The sequence below is a fragment of the Cerasibacillus quisquiliarum genome (assembly GCF_014202495.1).
Classification (GTDB): Bacteria; Bacillota; Bacilli; order Bacillales; family Amphibacillaceae; genus Cerasibacillus; species Cerasibacillus quisquiliarum.
Genome location: NZ_JACHHA010000001.1, coordinates 62262 through 78197 on the forward strand (window position 1 = coordinate 62262; position 15936 = coordinate 78197).

General features: G+C 34.6%; 14 protein-coding genes. 11 read left to right on the forward strand and 3 right to left on the reverse strand.

The annotated features are described in order from the left end of the window. Positions 1 to 488: 488 nt before the first annotated feature. Positions 489 to 2042: a fatty acid--CoA ligase family protein gene (locus HNQ35_RS00450; protein ID WP_146935264.1), complete on the forward strand. Its 1554-nt coding sequence runs from the start codon at positions 489 to 491 to the stop codon at positions 2040 to 2042. Between the two features lie 561 nt (positions 2043 to 2603). Here HNQ35_RS00450 and HNQ35_RS00455 read toward each other — a convergent pair. After that, positions 2604 to 3065, reverse strand: a complete 462-nt coding sequence (locus tag HNQ35_RS00455; protein WP_146935262.1) for a DinB family protein — start codon at positions 3063 to 3065, stop codon at positions 2604 to 2606. Positions 3066 to 3402: 337 nt separating this feature from the next. After that, complete coding sequence (locus HNQ35_RS00460; protein ID WP_221261391.1) at positions 3403 to 3624, reverse strand: hypothetical protein; 222 nt, start codon at positions 3622 to 3624, stop codon at positions 3403 to 3405. A 287-nt stretch (positions 3625 to 3911) separates the two neighbouring features. Here HNQ35_RS00460 and HNQ35_RS00465 point away from each other — a divergent pair, with 287 nt between their 5' ends. From HNQ35_RS00465 to HNQ35_RS00490, 6 genes are all read left to right on the forward strand, one after another. Beyond that, positions 3912 to 4151: a hypothetical protein gene (locus tag HNQ35_RS00465; protein WP_146935258.1), complete on the forward strand. Its 240-nt coding sequence runs from the start codon at positions 3912 to 3914 to the stop codon at positions 4149 to 4151. An 18-nt stretch (positions 4152 to 4169) separates the two neighbouring features. After that, positions 4170 to 4967, forward strand: a complete 798-nt coding sequence (locus HNQ35_RS00470; protein ID WP_146935256.1) for an N-acetylmuramoyl-L-alanine amidase — start codon at positions 4170 to 4172, stop codon at positions 4965 to 4967. 600 nt (positions 4968 to 5567) lie between these two features. Next, complete coding sequence (locus HNQ35_RS00475) at positions 5568 to 6248, forward strand: PspA/IM30 family protein (RefSeq protein WP_146935255.1); 681 nt, start codon at positions 5568 to 5570, stop codon at positions 6246 to 6248. 76 nt (positions 6249 to 6324) lie between these two features. After that, a complete protein-coding gene (locus HNQ35_RS00480) occupies positions 6325 to 7350 on the forward strand; it encodes a TFIIB-type zinc ribbon-containing protein (RefSeq protein ID WP_146935253.1) in 1026 nt (341 codons plus the stop codon). Beyond that, positions 7347 to 8138 carry a TPM domain-containing protein gene (locus HNQ35_RS00485; RefSeq protein ID WP_146935251.1) on the forward strand — a complete coding sequence of 264 codons (792 nt, stop codon included), beginning with the start codon at positions 7347 to 7349 and terminating at the stop codon, positions 8136 to 8138. Before HNQ35_RS00480 ends, HNQ35_RS00485 begins: the two co-directional genes overlap by 4 nt. 26 nt (positions 8139 to 8164) lie before the next feature. Then, positions 8165 to 9139: an SPFH domain-containing protein gene (locus tag HNQ35_RS00490; RefSeq protein ID WP_146935249.1), complete on the forward strand. Its 975-nt coding sequence runs from the start codon at positions 8165 to 8167 to the stop codon at positions 9137 to 9139. 76 nt (positions 9140 to 9215) lie between these two features. On the opposite strand, the gene HNQ35_RS00495 is transcribed toward HNQ35_RS00490, so the two are convergent. After that, positions 9216 to 9446 (reverse strand): glutaredoxin family protein, encoded by a 231-nt coding sequence (locus HNQ35_RS00495; RefSeq protein ID WP_146935247.1) that lies wholly within the window; start codon positions 9444 to 9446, stop codon positions 9216 to 9218. A 237-nt stretch (positions 9447 to 9683) separates the two neighbouring features. Here HNQ35_RS00495 and HNQ35_RS00500 point away from each other — a divergent pair, with 237 nt between their 5' ends. The 4 genes from HNQ35_RS00500 to HNQ35_RS00515 all read left to right on the forward strand — a co-directional run bounded on the left by HNQ35_RS00500 (position 9684) and on the right by HNQ35_RS00515 (position 15880). Then, positions 9684 to 11180: an amidase gene (locus HNQ35_RS00500; protein ID WP_146935245.1), complete on the forward strand. Its 1497-nt coding sequence runs from the start codon at positions 9684 to 9686 to the stop codon at positions 11178 to 11180. A gap of 295 nt (positions 11181 to 11475) precedes the next feature. Beyond that, the gene (locus HNQ35_RS00505) at positions 11476 to 12438 is read left to right on the forward strand and encodes an AAA family ATPase (RefSeq protein WP_146935242.1); all 963 of its coding nucleotides are present in this window, start codon (positions 11476 to 11478) and stop codon (positions 12436 to 12438) included. A gap of 83 nt (positions 12439 to 12521) precedes the next feature. Continuing rightward, positions 12522 to 13691: a DUF58 domain-containing protein gene (locus tag HNQ35_RS00510; protein ID WP_170226571.1), complete on the forward strand. Its 1170-nt coding sequence runs from the start codon at positions 12522 to 12524 to the stop codon at positions 13689 to 13691. After that, positions 13688 to 15880 (forward strand): transglutaminase TgpA family protein, encoded by a 2193-nt coding sequence (locus tag HNQ35_RS00515; protein ID WP_146935238.1) that lies wholly within the window; start codon positions 13688 to 13690, stop codon positions 15878 to 15880. The genes HNQ35_RS00510 and HNQ35_RS00515 overlap by 4 nt, the downstream gene beginning before the upstream one ends. The last annotated feature ends 56 nt before the right edge of the window (positions 15881 to 15936 follow it).

A 15936-nucleotide genomic window follows, 5' to 3' on the forward strand; every position in this document is an offset into this window, starting at 1 on the left:
AGTAATAGTACTTACAACACCAACCACCAGTCAGCCAGACATCAAATTAAAGTTTAGTGGTTTTTTGGAATGAAAATCTACCAAACATATTTAATAGTTAGCTCATTCTTCCAACCAATCATAGTAAAAGAAGAGTGTATCCCTCTTTTCTTTTGTAGCATGCTGCTTCATTCAAGTAAATTTAAATTTGCCTTAAACATTAAAACATCGGCTTTTTGGCTAGTCATTTGAATGAGCAAACCTGTGGCAAATTAAAGTATTTTAAGGGATATTCAAATAAAATCACTTATTCCTTTCATATGTCTTCTTTTGTTTATAAATACAACATTTCCATCTCCCTTTGACTTGCATAATTTTGTATATCTCTGTCTATTTACAAATAAAATCGTATTAAAGTCTGAAATAATTGTATAAAAGACCATTTTCATATATAATATTAACAAAAAGAATGAACGTTCATTCATTTTAAGGGGGAAGGATGTTAAACAATGAATTTACCACAATCAGTGCATGAGACAGCAGTAAAGCAACCAGAGCAAATTGCATATGAATTTTTGGGTGAACAGTATACCTATGCACAATTTGAACAATCGGTTGCACACTTAGCAGGGGCATTAAAGGAACGAGGGATCAAAAAAGGGGATCATATTGCATTATTAGTAGGTAACACACCTCATTTCTTAATTACATTGTACGCAAGCTGGCGTTTAGGGGCAGTTATTGTACCGATAAACCCAATCTATACACCTAATGAGATTTCATATATAGTGCAAAATAGTGATGCAAAATTTATGGTAGCTCTCGATCGATTGTGGCCAATGTTTGATAAAAGGGAGATTCTCTTTCCAAACATTGAAACCATTATCGTTTGTGAAACGGATGAAGAAGCAATCGAACAATGTATGAAAATGGAAGATTTATTGTTTTTTAGACGTTTTATTAAGACAGCATCTCCAATTAACGAGTTACTAAGTTTAGATAAAAATGATAACGCTATCATTTTGTATACGTCGGGAACAACTGGACATCCAAAGGGTGCCATGTTAACGCATGAGAATGTTTATTCAAATGCACGTGATGTAGGAACATATTTAGAAATGAATGCTAATGACCGTGTCGTTGCAACATTACCTATTTTTCATGTTTTTGCTTTAACAGTTGTTGTTAATGCCCCGTTGTACAGAGGAGCAACAGTTCTCCTATTACCAAGATTTAGTCCAAGGGAAGTATTTAATGTTATTCGCGAGCGAAAAGCAACCGTTTTTGCTGGAGTGCCGACTATGTATAACTATCTTTACCAATATGAAAATGGCACAAAAGAGGATTATGAATCTATACGTTTGTCTATTTCAGGTGGTTCATCACTTCCAGTTTCATTATTACACAATTTTGAAGAGAAATTTAATACACGAATTTCTGAAGGCTATGGTCTTTCTGAAGCATCTCCTGTTACTTGTTTTAATCCAATTGATCGAGAGCGTGTGCCAGGGTCAATTGGGATGTCGATTGTAAATGTCGAGAATAAAGTGGTCGATACAGAAGGAAATGAAGTTCCAAAAGGTGAGATAGGAGAGTTGATTGTTAGAGGACCGAATGTAATGAAAGGTTACTATAAAATGCCTGAAGAAACGAATGCTGTTCTTAAAGACGGTTGGCTATACACAGGTGATATGGCAAAGGAAGATGAAAACGGTTATTTTTACATTGTCGATCGCAAAAAAGATATGATTATTGTAGGTGGTTATAATGTATATCCACGGGAAGTAGAGGAGGTTTTATATAAACATCCAGATATTGTCGAATGTGCTGTTATTGGTGTACCAGATGCCGAATTAGGAGAAGCGGTCAGTGCACATATCGTCTTGAAAGAAGACAGTTCATTAGATGAACAAGCCATTATTAATTATTGTGAACAGCACCTTGTAAATTATAAAGTTCCAACTCGTGTTCATTTTACAGATGAACTACCAAAGAATACAACGGGAAAGATTTTACGACGTTCATTAAAAGATACTTTACTAGATAAAAATAAGGCTCGATAAGACTAAAGAGACTGGGACAAAACTTCTGAAAGATGAAAAAACTATTCTTGTTCACCTTTCCTTTATGTCCCAGTCTCTTTTTCCTAATGATCGTGACAGTACGTGAATGATCAATAGAGCGAGCTGAGGTTTGTTTATCCTATTGTCTGGAATTATTCACTATCGTTTGAACTTTTGGATGAAATTATGTGGAGTGAAGCTATCTACTCTGCATGGTTTTAAAGATTTGCGCATAACCATGCGGGTTGTAGCTATGTACTCTGTATGGTTTTGAAGATTTGTGCGTAATCATGTGTAGTAGAGAACTTTACTCATTCATCTAATAGATTATAACAAAGAATCTGAGACAAAACTCAGCCATAAAAAATGAAGCTCTGATGCGAGCTTCATTTTTAAGTATGAGTTTGGAAGTGAAATTTCAAAAAATGATATCGCATTTGTCATTAAAGATTTAGTAAAAGAGTATTCCTAAAGAAAATTTTCTTCGTAAAATAGGTCGTCCTTCTGATCATCTTCGTATGATGTTGAAAATCATTTCATGCGCATATTCTCAATCTGTTTTTAATTTGAACAGACTTTATCCATTGATTTAATAATCCCCAAATGCAGACCATCATGCCACGTAATAAATTGCAAAGCTTGCTCGATTGTATCTAACGATAGTGCATGAAAAGTTTGTACTTCTTTTGCAACTTTTTTCAAATCATTATGAGAGTATGTTAATATACGTTCTTTTTGTTCCTCTAAAGCATGAATGATTTCATTTTTAGACGGTGGCTTTTTCATCCAATCTGACGGCCTTGTTCCATTGATAAAAAAACTTTTCCATTGTGGGTAAATAACGGCATAATTTGGATCTGCTTTATGTAAAAATATTTCTGTTGTGACATATATATGACCAGCATTCCAGCGAATGGTATTTGGAAAATTCTCTGGTTGATTGTCCCATTTGTCTTCATGTATATTTCGTAGACCAATTAAAACAGAAGTCCGTGAATAGGCAAACATTTTTAATGATTCCATAACACCATCTCCTCGTTTAGTAGTTTATGACTCTCTATATTATAAAAGATATGATATAAACATCAACAATCTATATATCTAAATATATAAATATATAGATTATAAACGATAAATAATATGCTTGCAACAAAATAATTTTTGTTACTTTAAATTTAGAGAAAATCAATCTTCAGTTTATTCTATTAAGGAGCATTTGTTAATCCACTTATGTCTTTATTTCCAAAAAGGAGTAAACTAATAAATAAGATGATCAAAATAGCATTCATAATTTTAGTACCATCAAATGATTCAGTCTCATTTATATGATTGCTTTGATTTGAATTTTGCTTCAATGATATCACCCTTTCCTTTTAGAAATAATATTAAATGCTTCAACGATTTCATTCAGAGTCATATCCCCATTTTCATCAATGAAATCAACCATTTTATTAGTATTTTTACTCAATGTTTTATATTGACCAATTAATGTGACATTAACGACAGGTGAGTCACGAAATACTTCTACTGAATCTACCTTTAATTTACCAGTTAATAAAAGAGCTGCTGCTACAATCTCCAACTTTTTATCTTTAAATAAATCATGAGATGTATTTATTTTATGTTCAAAAAAAATAAGGTTCTTTTAAATGTTCAATGAGTGAAATTGAGATATTGAGATTTTTTAAATCGTGCAAAAATAGTGGATGCTCATTTCTGAAGTTCTTACTATATTTTATTCGTTTGTTATTAAATTAAAAATTTAATTGCCACCTTTTCGGACATCTATTCGATTCTATATGTGAAGGGAAGTTCGCCTTTCCTGAGGGGACAAGCGCAACATAAATTATTAGTAAGGGGGTGGAAAGAATGACTTTTGAAATATATGATGTCGCTTTAGTTCCAATTATTATGGGGGTAGTACAAGTTTTTAAACAGATAGGTTTACCTAAGCGCTTTTCTCCTTTATTAGCTCTATTATTAGGAATTGCTGGCGGGATATTTTATGTTTGTCCGACAGATATAAAAAGTGGCATCATGGTCGGTATTGTATTAGGACTATCAGCAACAGGATTATATTCAGGAAGTAAAAATATGATTGAAAAATAATTAAGGGAGATGATTTGAATGAAATTATTTATTGATCCAGGACATGGTGGAACAGATCCAGGTGCACAAGCAAATGGCTTACAAGAAAAAAACCTTACACTAAACATTGCTTTAAAATTACGTAATATTCTTAATCAAGAGTATACAGGTCATTCAATAATGATGTCACGAACAACGGATAAAACAGTTTCATTAAGAGAAAGAACAAATATGGCCAATAATTGGGGAGCTCATTATTTAGTATCGATTCATATTAATGCAGGAGGTGGTACTGGTTTTGAATCATTCACGTATAATGGTAGTTATTCAGGAAAGTCTGAGACGAATCGCTTACGCAGTATCATTCATGATGAAATTATTAGGCAAACAAGTTTTAATAATCGTGGAAAAAAGGAAGCAAACTTCCACATGTTACGTGAATCAAGAATGCCTTCAGTTCTTACAGAAAATGGTTTTATTGACACGGTAGCAGATGCTAATCTTTTAAAACAAGATGCATTTTTAAACAAAATAGCTCGAGGACACGCAGTAGGTATAGCGAAGGCTTTTAATTTAAAGAAAAAGAGTGACTCTGGCACAACAACTTATTATCGTGTTGTTGCGGGCTCATTTGTATCGCGAACTTATGCTGAACAGCGAGTGAATGAATTAAAACAAAAAGGTTATTCAAGTTTTATTGAAGTATTTCAAGTAAGTGGTACAACTTATTATCGAGTCATTTGCGGTTCTTTTACTGATCGAAGAAATGCAGAAGATCGTGTTACACAATTGAAAAAAGCTGGATTTGAAGCATTTATTGTTATCGTTACGATTTAGATAGAAGTAGTAGAATGTGAATAGTCTGCTATTAAGTATACAGTGGAAATAATAAATACGGCTTTAGCTCTCAATCAATAGAGAGTTAAAGCCGTTTAATCATTTTACTATACCTCTTATAAAGTCAGACGAAAACATATCGAACATGGTTTAAGAGAAGCGTTCGGAAAGCTGTCTAAGTTTTTTTGTGCGTTTATGATGTTTTTCTATCATATTGCATTAAATTGGTCAATGATATGTAGGTCTGTAACTTCTATGTTATTCAATATTGATACCGCTTCTCTACTTCAAGCGTTTTACATAACCATTTTAACATTGGTAAAACTGTCATAATTAATTTTACAACATCTAACTTGATTTCATGCATTTTTTAATTTTTCCTGTGTTATGTCCCAATCACTACATTTTTTTGCTCTGAGTAAGAAATTTTTGAAACCTATTCCTCCTTTTATTCGTACATAAATTAAAGGAGTTATTAAAATAGGGTAAATCCCCATACAAACGGTTGCAGATATTTAGTAAATATGTTATTTATGAAATATCGGAATTTTACTTATTATGTGCCGGGGATTTATAAATCAAAAGGAGAGGATGTTTAAAATGAGTATGTTAAGAAGGTTTAAAGACATTATGTCAAGTAATATTCATGCATTATTAGATAAGGCTGAAGATCCAGAGAAGATGATTGATCAATATCTTCGTAACTTGAATAAAGATTTAGGGAAAGTAAAAGCAGAAACAGCTTCTGTTATGGCAGAAGAACAACGTTCGAAGCGAGCATTAGATGAATGCTTAAAAGATGTAGAAAAGATGCAAAAATACGCATTAAAAGCATTAGAAGCAGGAAATGAAGATGATGCAAGGAAGTTTTTAGAGAGAAAAGCGACATATACAGCAAAAGAAAATGAATTACGCCAAGCATATGAATTAGCAGCTTCAAATGCGAATCAAATGCGCCAAATGCATGATAAGTTAGTAAGTGATATTAACGAACTTGAGTCACGTCGATCCATGCTTAAAGGAAAAGCTGCAGTAGCAAAAACACAACAACGGATGAATAAGTTAGGTGCTTCTGTCTCAGGTGCTAATAAATCTATTTCAGCATTTGATCGGATGGAGGATAAAATTAATAAACAATTGGATGAAGCAAGAGCAATGGCAGAGTTAAATAAAGGTCCAGTTGATGAAATAGATGATTTAACAGCTAAATACTCTAGCAGTGTGAATGTAGATGATGAATTAGCTGCATTAAAAGCGCAGTTAAATAGTAATCAAGAATAATTGATTCATCTTTAAAAAAGCTGTAGCTTAAGCTACAGCTTTTTTAAAGAAGTAGTATGAGAGGGGATGAGAGAGGATGGTCATTCATTATAAATGCCCTAGCTGTGGAAGTGATATGGCATTTGATGCTGATTCGGGAAAGCTTTCTTGCCATAGCTGTGGTCGACAAGACGATATTGAAACGTTTTCGGATGAATATATTACGAGAACGTTCACAGAAGATGATGCAAAGGAATACCACTGTGAAAATTGTGGAGCTGTTATTTTAACTGATACTGATACGGCTGCAACTTCATGTAGTTTTTGTGGAGCAGGTGTTGTGATAGCTGATCGTTTATCTGGTGTATTAGCTCCTGTAAAAGTGATTCCCTTTTCAATAACGAAAGAACAAGCAGAAGTAGCTTTTAAGAAGTGGTGTAAAAATGGCTTATTAACACCAAAAGGATTCATGAGTGCAAATCGGATAAAGAAAATCACTGGCCTATATGTCCCGTTTTGGTTATACGATTTAAATTCTGAAGTAGAAGTTCATGCAGAAGGAAGAAAAGTACGAACATATTCACGTGGTGATTACATTTATACTGAAACAAAATACTACGATGTTTATCGTAACATGGATTTATATTATAAAAAGGTTCCCGTTGATGCGTCGAAAAAAATGAATGATGAGCTAATGGATAAACTAGAACCTTATCACTATAAAGATTTAAAAACATTTAAAATGCCCTATTTAGCTGGATATATTGCAGAAAAATATAATTTTGATGACAAAGAACTTTTTCCACGTGTCAGACAAAAGGTTAGAAAGTTTATTGATTCTTATATCGGTTCAACTATTGTTGGTTATACATCTGTTAGTTATCGAGATAAAAGAATTGATATGAAGAAGGATAACAGTTACTATGTTCTTTTACCTGTATGGATGGTTTATTATGATTATGATAAACAAGAACATACATTCGCCATGAATGGTCAAACAGGAAAAGTTGTCGGAAGGCCACCGATTAGTTATGGTAAAGTAGCCGCTTGGTTTAGTGGGATTGCGGGAACGACCTTTCTTTCCTTAAAATTCATTCAATGGATTGTAGGTGCTGGCTTATGATAAGATTTTCACCAAAGCCTACTATTATTTTTATTCTATTATTTTTTTTATTTATACCTCTTACGACCACTTTTGCTGAAAATAAAGGTTTTATTGAGGAGAAACAGAAAATTTATGATGATGCGGACCTTTTGTCAACAGAAGAAATTGCGAAACTTGAATCTATAGCAAATAAATATGGAAAAAAACGTGATACAAATTTAATTATTTTAACGACGAATGATACAGATGGCAAAGGTTTTAAGAAGTATACACAAGACTTCTATGATGAGCATCTCGATGGTCCAAATGCAGCAATTTTAACGATTGATATGGGAGATCGTGAAGTTTATATTGTAGGATTTTATAAAGGGGAAGATTATTTAGATTTTGATCGTATCGATTTGATTCTCGATAAAGTTACTCCTAAATTAGCCGACGGTGACTATTATGGAGCGATGGATTCTTTTTTGAGTTTGTCATATAAATATCTAAATATTAAACCAGGCATAAATCCTGATTTTATTCTTTTTAAGTTTGAAGCTCAAATCATTATTTCCTTAGTCCTTGCTGGAGTCATAGTCGGTCTTATGCTCTATCATTCAGGTGGAAAAGTAACAACGACTGAACGAACATATATGGATGGACATCGTTCCCGTATTTTAAATAAAAGAGATGTTTACTTAAGAAAGACAGTAACAAGACGTCGTAAACCTAATAATAATAGTGGAGGTAATAGCTCTACTAGAGGTGGAGGCGGTGTGACGAGTGGTGGTCACTCACATAGTGGTGGATCTCGTAGTTTCTAATAGCATCATTTGAAAGGACTGATTTAATGGTATTTTTTAGAAATCAATTTTCTGATGTGATTGAGTGGGAAGAATTCCGTGATGATATGATTTTTTGGAAATGGGGAAATAAGGAAATTAAAAAAGGGAGTAAATTGATTATTCGCTCAGGACAGGATGCGATATTTTATAACCATGGTCGTATTGAAGGCGTATTTGAAGATGAAGGCGAATATAATATTGATTCGGAAATCATCCCATTTCTTTCGACGTTAAAAGGATTTAAATATGGTTTTAATTCTGGAATGCGGGTCGAAGTATTATTTGTTAATACGAAAGAATTTACTGTAAAATGGGGTACACGTAACGCGATTAATATTCCAACACCACAGCTACCTGGTGGGTTGCCAATTCGTGCTAATGGAACGTTTCAGTTTAAGGTCAATGATTATTTGTCACTGATCGATAAAGTAGCAGGGGTGAAAGATCAGTATCTTGTTGAAGATGTAAAGATACGAATAACGTCTATCTTGGATCAGCTTTTGATGAAGTGGATTACTAGAGAAGGTAAAGACATGTTTAATTTACAAGCGAATAGTTTCGAGATTGCTAGAGGAATCCAAGAAGATCTCGATATGCAAATTATTGACTTAGGTATGACCATTACTGGCTTCCAAATTATGAGCTTTAATTATCCAAAAGAAATTCAAGACAGAATAACGAAGACTGCTTCTCACGGTATGATTGGTGATCTTGGTCGCTATCAACAGGTTGAAATGACAGATGGCATGGCTTCTGGAAAAATAAAAGGTGGAGGCACTGCATCAGATATGGCTGGTATGATGGTTGGAATGAATATTGCGAATGAAATGATGAAAAATGTGAACAAAGCTGGTCAATCGCAGCAACAAGCAAGCACCTCTGCTTCCTCTTCAGGTAAAAAGCCTAATTTTTGTCCAAATTGTGGTGAAAAGAATAGCGGCGCTAATTTTTGTCCAAATTGTGGTCAAAAACTTAGTTAAATAAAAAAGCAGTGTTCACACAAAATGTGAGCACTGCTTTTGTATATGGCGAACGTTTTTATGGTAGTAGGATAATTTAGCGTAACGCAGCCATAATACTATTTGGATCGTAACCAACAACCCATTGACCATTAATTTCTGTTTGAGGTACTCCCATTTGACCTGTTTTTTGCATTAATTCCATCATCATTTCTGGAGATTCTTCAACATTCACTTCTTTGTAAGGAATGTTTTTCCCATCTAGGAAATTTTTAATCATTGTACAATATGGGCATGTGTTTGTTGTATAAACAGTCACATTATTCATTTTAAATTCCTCCTTAAATCATATAACGGTATTTAGAAATTGTTGTTTATTTTTACTAAAGCACAGCTCTATATACCCCTACATGTATAATAAAACGATACATAATAAATGTCAATGAAAGAGCCTGTTAATTAATGTTAGTTGTTTGTATTTAGAGATATGATTATACAATGGAAAATAGTAGAAAGTTATCTATATATGTTAGGATTAAATAAAAGGGTTGAAGGGGAGAAAGTAATGGAGAAAGTTTATTTATCATGGGATGCTACAGAGATGGCATCACGTATTCGTCATAAAGAAGTATCTGCTAAAGAAGTAGTAGAATTAAGTTTTAAACAACTGACAAAAGTAAATCCTGAGTTAAATGCAGTTGTTCATGATCGAAAAGAAAGTGTTTTACAAGAAGCGGAAAAACATCAACCAGATCAAAACGAGCTTTTTAGTGGTGTTCCAATTTTGATGAAGGATATTTCACAAGCTGTGAAAGGGGAGCGTTTAACATCTGGTTCAAAATTATTTGATTCTCATATAGCTAAAGAGGATTCAAACTTTGTTAAACGAATTCGGCAGGCAGGCTTTTTAATTACTGGACATACGAACACACCAGAATTTGGTTTAAAAAATATTACAGAACCTGAATTGTTTGGTCCGACTAGAAATCCGTGGAACATTGATCATTCACCAGGTGGCTCAAGCGGTGGTGCTGCTGCAGCAATTGCTTCAGGTATTGTTCCTATTGCAGGAGCAAGTGATGGTGGCGGTTCAATTCGTATTCCGGCATCTTTTTCAGGTTTATTTGGATTAAAGCCTACACGTGGACGTACACCTGTAGGACCAGGTGCAGGAAGACAGTGGCATGGAGCCTCGATTGATTTTGTTCTTAGCCGAACGGTTCGCGATAGTGCGGCAATGCTAGACGTATTACAAACGATACAACCAGAAGCGGCTTTTCAGACCCCACTATTTTCGGGAAATTATCGTGATGAAATCGTAAAACCGATTAAACGACAGCTCCGTATAGGTTTCACAACGACATCCCCTGTTGACACACCGGTATCAGAAGATGCTAAGAAAGCAGTTCATAAAACAGTAAAATGGCTAGAAGGCCAAGGTCACTATGTTGAAGAAGTAGATAGTCCGGTCGATGGCATTTTACTCATGAAAAATTATTATTTAATGAATAGTGGTGAGATATCGTCTCTTGTTTATCAATTGGAAGAAACGATCGGTCGGAAAATTACGGCAGATGATGTAGAAATTGAGACATGGTTACTAAATGAAGCTGGAAAAACGGTATCTGCAGCAGAATTTTCTAGGAGCTTAGCCGCATGGGATGTAGCAGCAGCAGACATGGCTCAACTTCATGAAACATATGACTTATATATCACGCCTGCTACTGCACATGTTGCACCGAAAATTGGAGAATTAACACATTCTAAAGAATCACAGGAAAATTTACGTGAAAGAATAAAAGAAGCTGACGCAAAAGGTAAGCAAGAAGTGATCTGGGATATGTTTCTACCAAGTTTAACATATACACCGTTTACGCAACTTGCTAACTTAACGGGTCAACCTGCAATGAGTCTACCGGTACATTTAACAGATAAAGGTCTACCGATAGGTGCCCAAGTGATAGCAAATAAAGGTCAAGAACATGTTCTATTACAATTAGCTTACCAGATTGAGCAATCTAGTATTTGGCAAGGGATGAAAGGCAATCCTTATTTTAAATAAGTTTTAGCGAGGGAAAACTCAGTTAATCCCTCGCTTATTTTTATAAGATTCGCTTGTGCCTAGATTTCATAGTGTTTATTCCACGCGAAAGTCCATTATTGAGTCTCCAACGTTAAGTCTCGCTATGATGTTTTGCTCTAATGAGTCGTATTGAAAGTTCCATTATAAGAATTGGGAGTCATACGTATAGTAATCTACCTTCCAGTAAATACTAGATGATAACTCTCTTTAACTAGTAGGTACTTTTTAGTATAGTTAAGAGAAGAAGTATGAATAAGAAGGAGATGATTCGGATATGACAAAAACGATAACATTGAATCAGAAAATTTCCCATGTCATTGATAATATTAACAAGGTCATGATAGGTAAAGAAGATGTTATTATTCTAAGTTTAACTGCATTATTAGCTGAAGGACATGTTTTAATAGAAGATGTACCAGGTGTAGGAAAAACGATGCTCGTTCGTTCAATAGCAAAATCGCTTGATTGTGATTTTACACGCATTCAATTTACACCTGATCTTCTTCCATCGGATGTAACAGGTGTTTCAATCTATAACCCTAAAGAAATGACATTTGAATTTCGAAAGGGTCCTATTTTTGGCCATGTTGTTTTGGCAGATGAGATTAATCGGACGTCACCAAAAACCCAATCCGCTCTATTAGAAGGAATGGAAGAGAAAAGTATTACCGCAGATGGAAAAACAACCGCACTTAAACGCCCATTCTTCGTTATGGCAACTCAGAATCCGATTGAATATGAAGGGACATATCCACTTCCAGAGGCGCAATTAGACCGATTTTTACTAAAAATTAATATGGGTTATCCAACTATGGAAGAAGAGTTAGAAATGTTGACACGCACATCACAAAATCACCCGATTGATGCGTTAGACTCTGTGATGTCAAGAGATGAGTTACTTCGTGTACAAGAAGAAGTAAAGGAAGTTTATATCGATGACACAGTGCAACAATATATTGTCAATTTAGTGAGAGGATCCCGAACACATCCAAGTATATACCTTGGTGTTAGTCCAAGAGGTTCAATTGCTTTAATGAAGGCAGCTAAGGCTTATGCTTATATTAAAGGTCGTGATTTTGTTTTGCCTGATGATGTGAAGTATTTAGCTCCTTATGTTATAGCACATCGCATTATTTTACATTCAGAGGCAATTTATGAAGGATTGACTCAGCATCAAGTCATTGAAGGATTAATACGAGATACGTATATACCGATACGAAAGGAACTTAGATCATGAAATCATGGCGCTTCCTTGGTCCATTATTTGTTATGGCAATATGTACCGCACTCTTTTCGTTCGCTATGTTCCAAGGGGGATTTATGAGTTGGTTTTTGTTCTTTAGTTTTCTACCACTCGTTATATATCAAATGGGCCTTACTTTCTATCCGCTTAGGAATTTAGATGTGTCAAGAACCTTGTCTCAATCTATTTGTCATGCAGGACAAAGTATCACCTTTGATATTATAGTAGAGCGCAAAGCACCATTTCCCCTTTTTTATTGTATTGTGGAAGAAGTATTACCTGATTCATTACAACGAAGCGATACGGGGATTAATAAATACGCACATATGAATCATCCGGTAAGTTATGAAGCGAAACGATACAAAAAACAAATATTATTTCCTTTCTTTCGCCGAAAGATAAAAGCATCGTATACGTTAAGCCAACTTCCCCGAGGAGAACATCAACTAGATCAAATTCGTATTCGTACAGGAGATATATTTGGTTTTATAAAAAAAGAACACCTTTTTAATGTGAATGATACATTAATTGTTTTTCCAAATAAACGGCGTATCCGCTTTAAATATACATTACACAGTTTAGAACAAGGTGAAGCGATTGTTCAGAGTAATGATTTTCGTCAAACAAATATGGTCGCAGGTGTACGAGAATATTTACCAGGTGATAAATTTTCTTGGATTGATTGGAAGCAATCAGCTAAAAGACAAGATGTTATGACAAAGGAATTTGAACACGAGAAAAGTATGGAAGCTTTTTTTATATTGAATGCCGTCTCTTCTTGTCAGTGGCTTGCATTTGAAGGAATGATAGAAGTCATGTATAGCATGATGGATGTAATTCAAAAGACAACGGATTCGAAAATCGGTCTTCTTTCTATTGGGAAGGAAATGTCTTACTTTCCGTCTCATTTTGATGTTGGTTCAAGAGAAAAAATAATGAGACATTTAGCTACTCTTAAACCATCTAATGAAGACATGTTTACCGATCGGTTACAAAGACAAACAACCGTATTATCAACTCATTCTTTAATATTTGTGTTTTCATGTTCAATCGACATCAGGTTTATTGAATCGATGAAAAAATTACATTCGAAGCATAAAAAACGACTTCATATTTTTCTTTTACTGTCTAAAAATCAATCAATTGAATTACAAGATACCATCAATATGTTAGTAGAACATCAAATTGGTTTGACAGTACTCACTGAAGTTCAACTTATGAAGGATCCGTTGGAGGTGAGGGTATGACAAAGCAAGTGAATCAACCTATCGTACCAAGATGGTATTCAGCAGTATTATATTTCCTTGGATTCCTTTTGTTTCTTGAGTGGTTATACCCCTTACAACAGGTAACAGATACACAAGATATGCACGTATTTTTAATTTATGCAGTGTTCTGCTTTTTGATAACGTTTGTTCAGATAAACGGATTCCTTAAGTTTCTATTAAAAAGTGCTGGGATATTATTCGCTCTTCATTATGTATTTTTCGATGATTCCATATTTCATTTTGTTTGGATTGGAGAGATCATTGAAGATGCACTTCAGCATATGAGTTTCATTTATCAGCGACAGTGGGCGATGTTTTCGCCGCTGTTTAGAAGCTTGTTATTTCTTGTCCTGATTTGGCTCATGAGCTATTTGGTTCATTATTGGTTCGTATACGCTAAGAAAATGCTTGTGTTTATTTTATTAACCTTTAGCTATATTGCTGTATTGGATACATTCATGACATATGATGCACAATGGGCGATTGTCCGTGTCTTCATTTTCTCATTTACTGCGTTAGGAATGGGGCATTTGATAAAAGAAATGGAACGAGAAGGATTTCGGCTATCCCTTCCTGTAAAAAAACAATTTAAGTGGTTGATACCGATTATCACAGTTGTTATGTTTTCCACGTTGTTGGGCTATGCTGCACCAAAGTGGGAGGCAAAGTGGGAGGACCCAGTTCCATACCTTAAAGATGTAGCTGGTATAAATGATCATTCGATTAAAAAAGTAGGCTACGGAGATGATGATTCGCGTTTAGGTGGAGATTTTGTTGAAGATGATACACCTGTATTTAAAGCGACGGTACAGGATAAACAGTATTGGCGAGTGGAAACAAAAGATGTGTATACAGGAAAAGGTTGGATAAAGTCATCATCTTTAACATCAATAATGGAAGATGTCGTACCGTTTTCAACATTTAATCCTGAAATAGAGTCCGAACGTATGGAAGGAGTCGTTGCATTCGAGCCCGGAATGGAGTTTAAAAAACTTGTGTATCCATACGATCTTATCGATGTTAAAAGAGAAGATGGCGATCATGTTTATTTCGTTGATGAAGCGGAAGCGATTCGTATTGAAGAGGGTGAAATCGATAAATATGAGTTAACTTATCTTCAACCATCCTATCCACTAGATGACTTAAAGCAGTCCAATAAACCTGATCTTCATTCAGAAGATTATAATTTAGAGCAGTTTATCCAATTACCGGAAGAGTTGCCGTCAAGAATTCGAGAGTTAGCATTAGAAATTACGGAACCTTATGATACGTATTATGATCAAGTCAAAGCGATTGAACAATACTTTAACCAAAATGGTTTTGTTTACCAGACTAGTCATATACCTGTCCCTGGAGAAGATGAAGATTATGTTGATCAGTTTTTATTCGATACGAAAGCGGGCTATTGTGATAATTATTCAACGTCTATGGTTGTTATGCTTCGTACTTTAGATATTCCAGCTCGTTGGGTGAAAGGCTTTACTGGAGGAGAAGAAATCGATACTGTAACAAAAGATGGCAAAACATATCGTGTTTTTGAAGTGACGAATATGAATGCCCACTCTTGGGTCGAGGTTTTTTTCCCTAATATAGGTTGGGTTCCATTTGAACCGACACAAGGCTTTTCTAACTTAGCTAACTTTCATACAGAAACAGAAGCAGTCGATGAAGATATTTTGGAAGCTGAATCAGAGCAACCAGAATTAAATGATGAGTCTGACGAACAAAATGATCTAGAAGAACAACTAGAAGATACTTCAATGCCGGCTGAGAGTAATCAGAAAACCAAGACGAAATGGCCGATGCGAATCATCTTAGGGACTCTAATTACTATAGCTATTGTTGGTGGCATTATCATTTATCGCAAACGGTTATATCTGGAAACTTTGTGGATTGAGAAACGATGGGAAAGAAATCAAGATACACAAGCATTTCAAGACCTTTATCATCAGCTTCTTAAAGTTTTAGAGCTAAATGATCAAGATAAAGCTTCACACGACACATTACGAGAATATGCTAGACAAGTGGATATGCGCTATGACACAGACGCCATGGGTAAATTAACTGTTATGTATGAACATGTTCTTTATAGAGGAAACAATAATATTGATGAGACTGAAGAAGTTACACAATTATGGAAAGATTTAATTAAACGAATAATGGGTTGACCAAGCTTTTTACAGTTAGTAAAATATAAGAATAAATAATATATCCCGTCATGGAT

Excerpts from the sequence above, each read along its gene's own strand:
- HNQ35_RS00450 (WP_146935264.1), top strand. The coding sequence starts at position 489 with ATGAATTTACCACAATCAGTGCATGAGACAGCAGTAAAGCAACCAGAG.
- HNQ35_RS00455 (WP_146935262.1), bottom strand. The coding sequence starts at position 3,065 with ATGGAATCATTAAAAATGTTTGCCTATTCACGGACTTCTGTTTTAATT.
- HNQ35_RS00465 (WP_146935258.1), top strand. The coding sequence starts at position 3,912 with ATGACTTTTGAAATATATGATGTCGCTTTAGTTCCAATTATTATGGGG.
- HNQ35_RS00470 (WP_146935256.1), top strand. The coding sequence starts at position 4,170 with ATGAAATTATTTATTGATCCAGGACATGGTGGAACAGATCCAGGTGCA.
- HNQ35_RS00475 (WP_146935255.1), top strand. The coding sequence starts at position 5,568 with ATGAGTATGTTAAGAAGGTTTAAAGACATTATGTCAAGTAATATTCAT.
- HNQ35_RS00480 (WP_146935253.1), top strand. The coding sequence starts at position 6,325 with ATGGTCATTCATTATAAATGCCCTAGCTGTGGAAGTGATATGGCATTT.
- HNQ35_RS00485 (WP_146935251.1), top strand. The coding sequence starts at position 7,347 with ATGATAAGATTTTCACCAAAGCCTACTATTATTTTTATTCTATTATTT.
- HNQ35_RS00490 (WP_146935249.1), top strand. The coding sequence starts at position 8,165 with ATGGTATTTTTTAGAAATCAATTTTCTGATGTGATTGAGTGGGAAGAA.
- HNQ35_RS00495 (WP_146935247.1), bottom strand. The coding sequence starts at position 9,446 with ATGAATAATGTGACTGTTTATACAACAAACACATGCCCATATTGTACA.
- HNQ35_RS00500 (WP_146935245.1), top strand. The coding sequence starts at position 9,684 with ATGGAGAAAGTTTATTTATCATGGGATGCTACAGAGATGGCATCACGT.
- HNQ35_RS00505 (WP_146935242.1), top strand. The coding sequence starts at position 11,476 with ATGACAAAAACGATAACATTGAATCAGAAAATTTCCCATGTCATTGAT.
- HNQ35_RS00510 (WP_170226571.1), top strand. The coding sequence starts at position 12,522 with ATGAGTTGGTTTTTGTTCTTTAGTTTTCTACCACTCGTTATATATCAA.
- HNQ35_RS00515 (WP_146935238.1), top strand. The coding sequence starts at position 13,688 with ATGACAAAGCAAGTGAATCAACCTATCGTACCAAGATGGTATTCAGCA.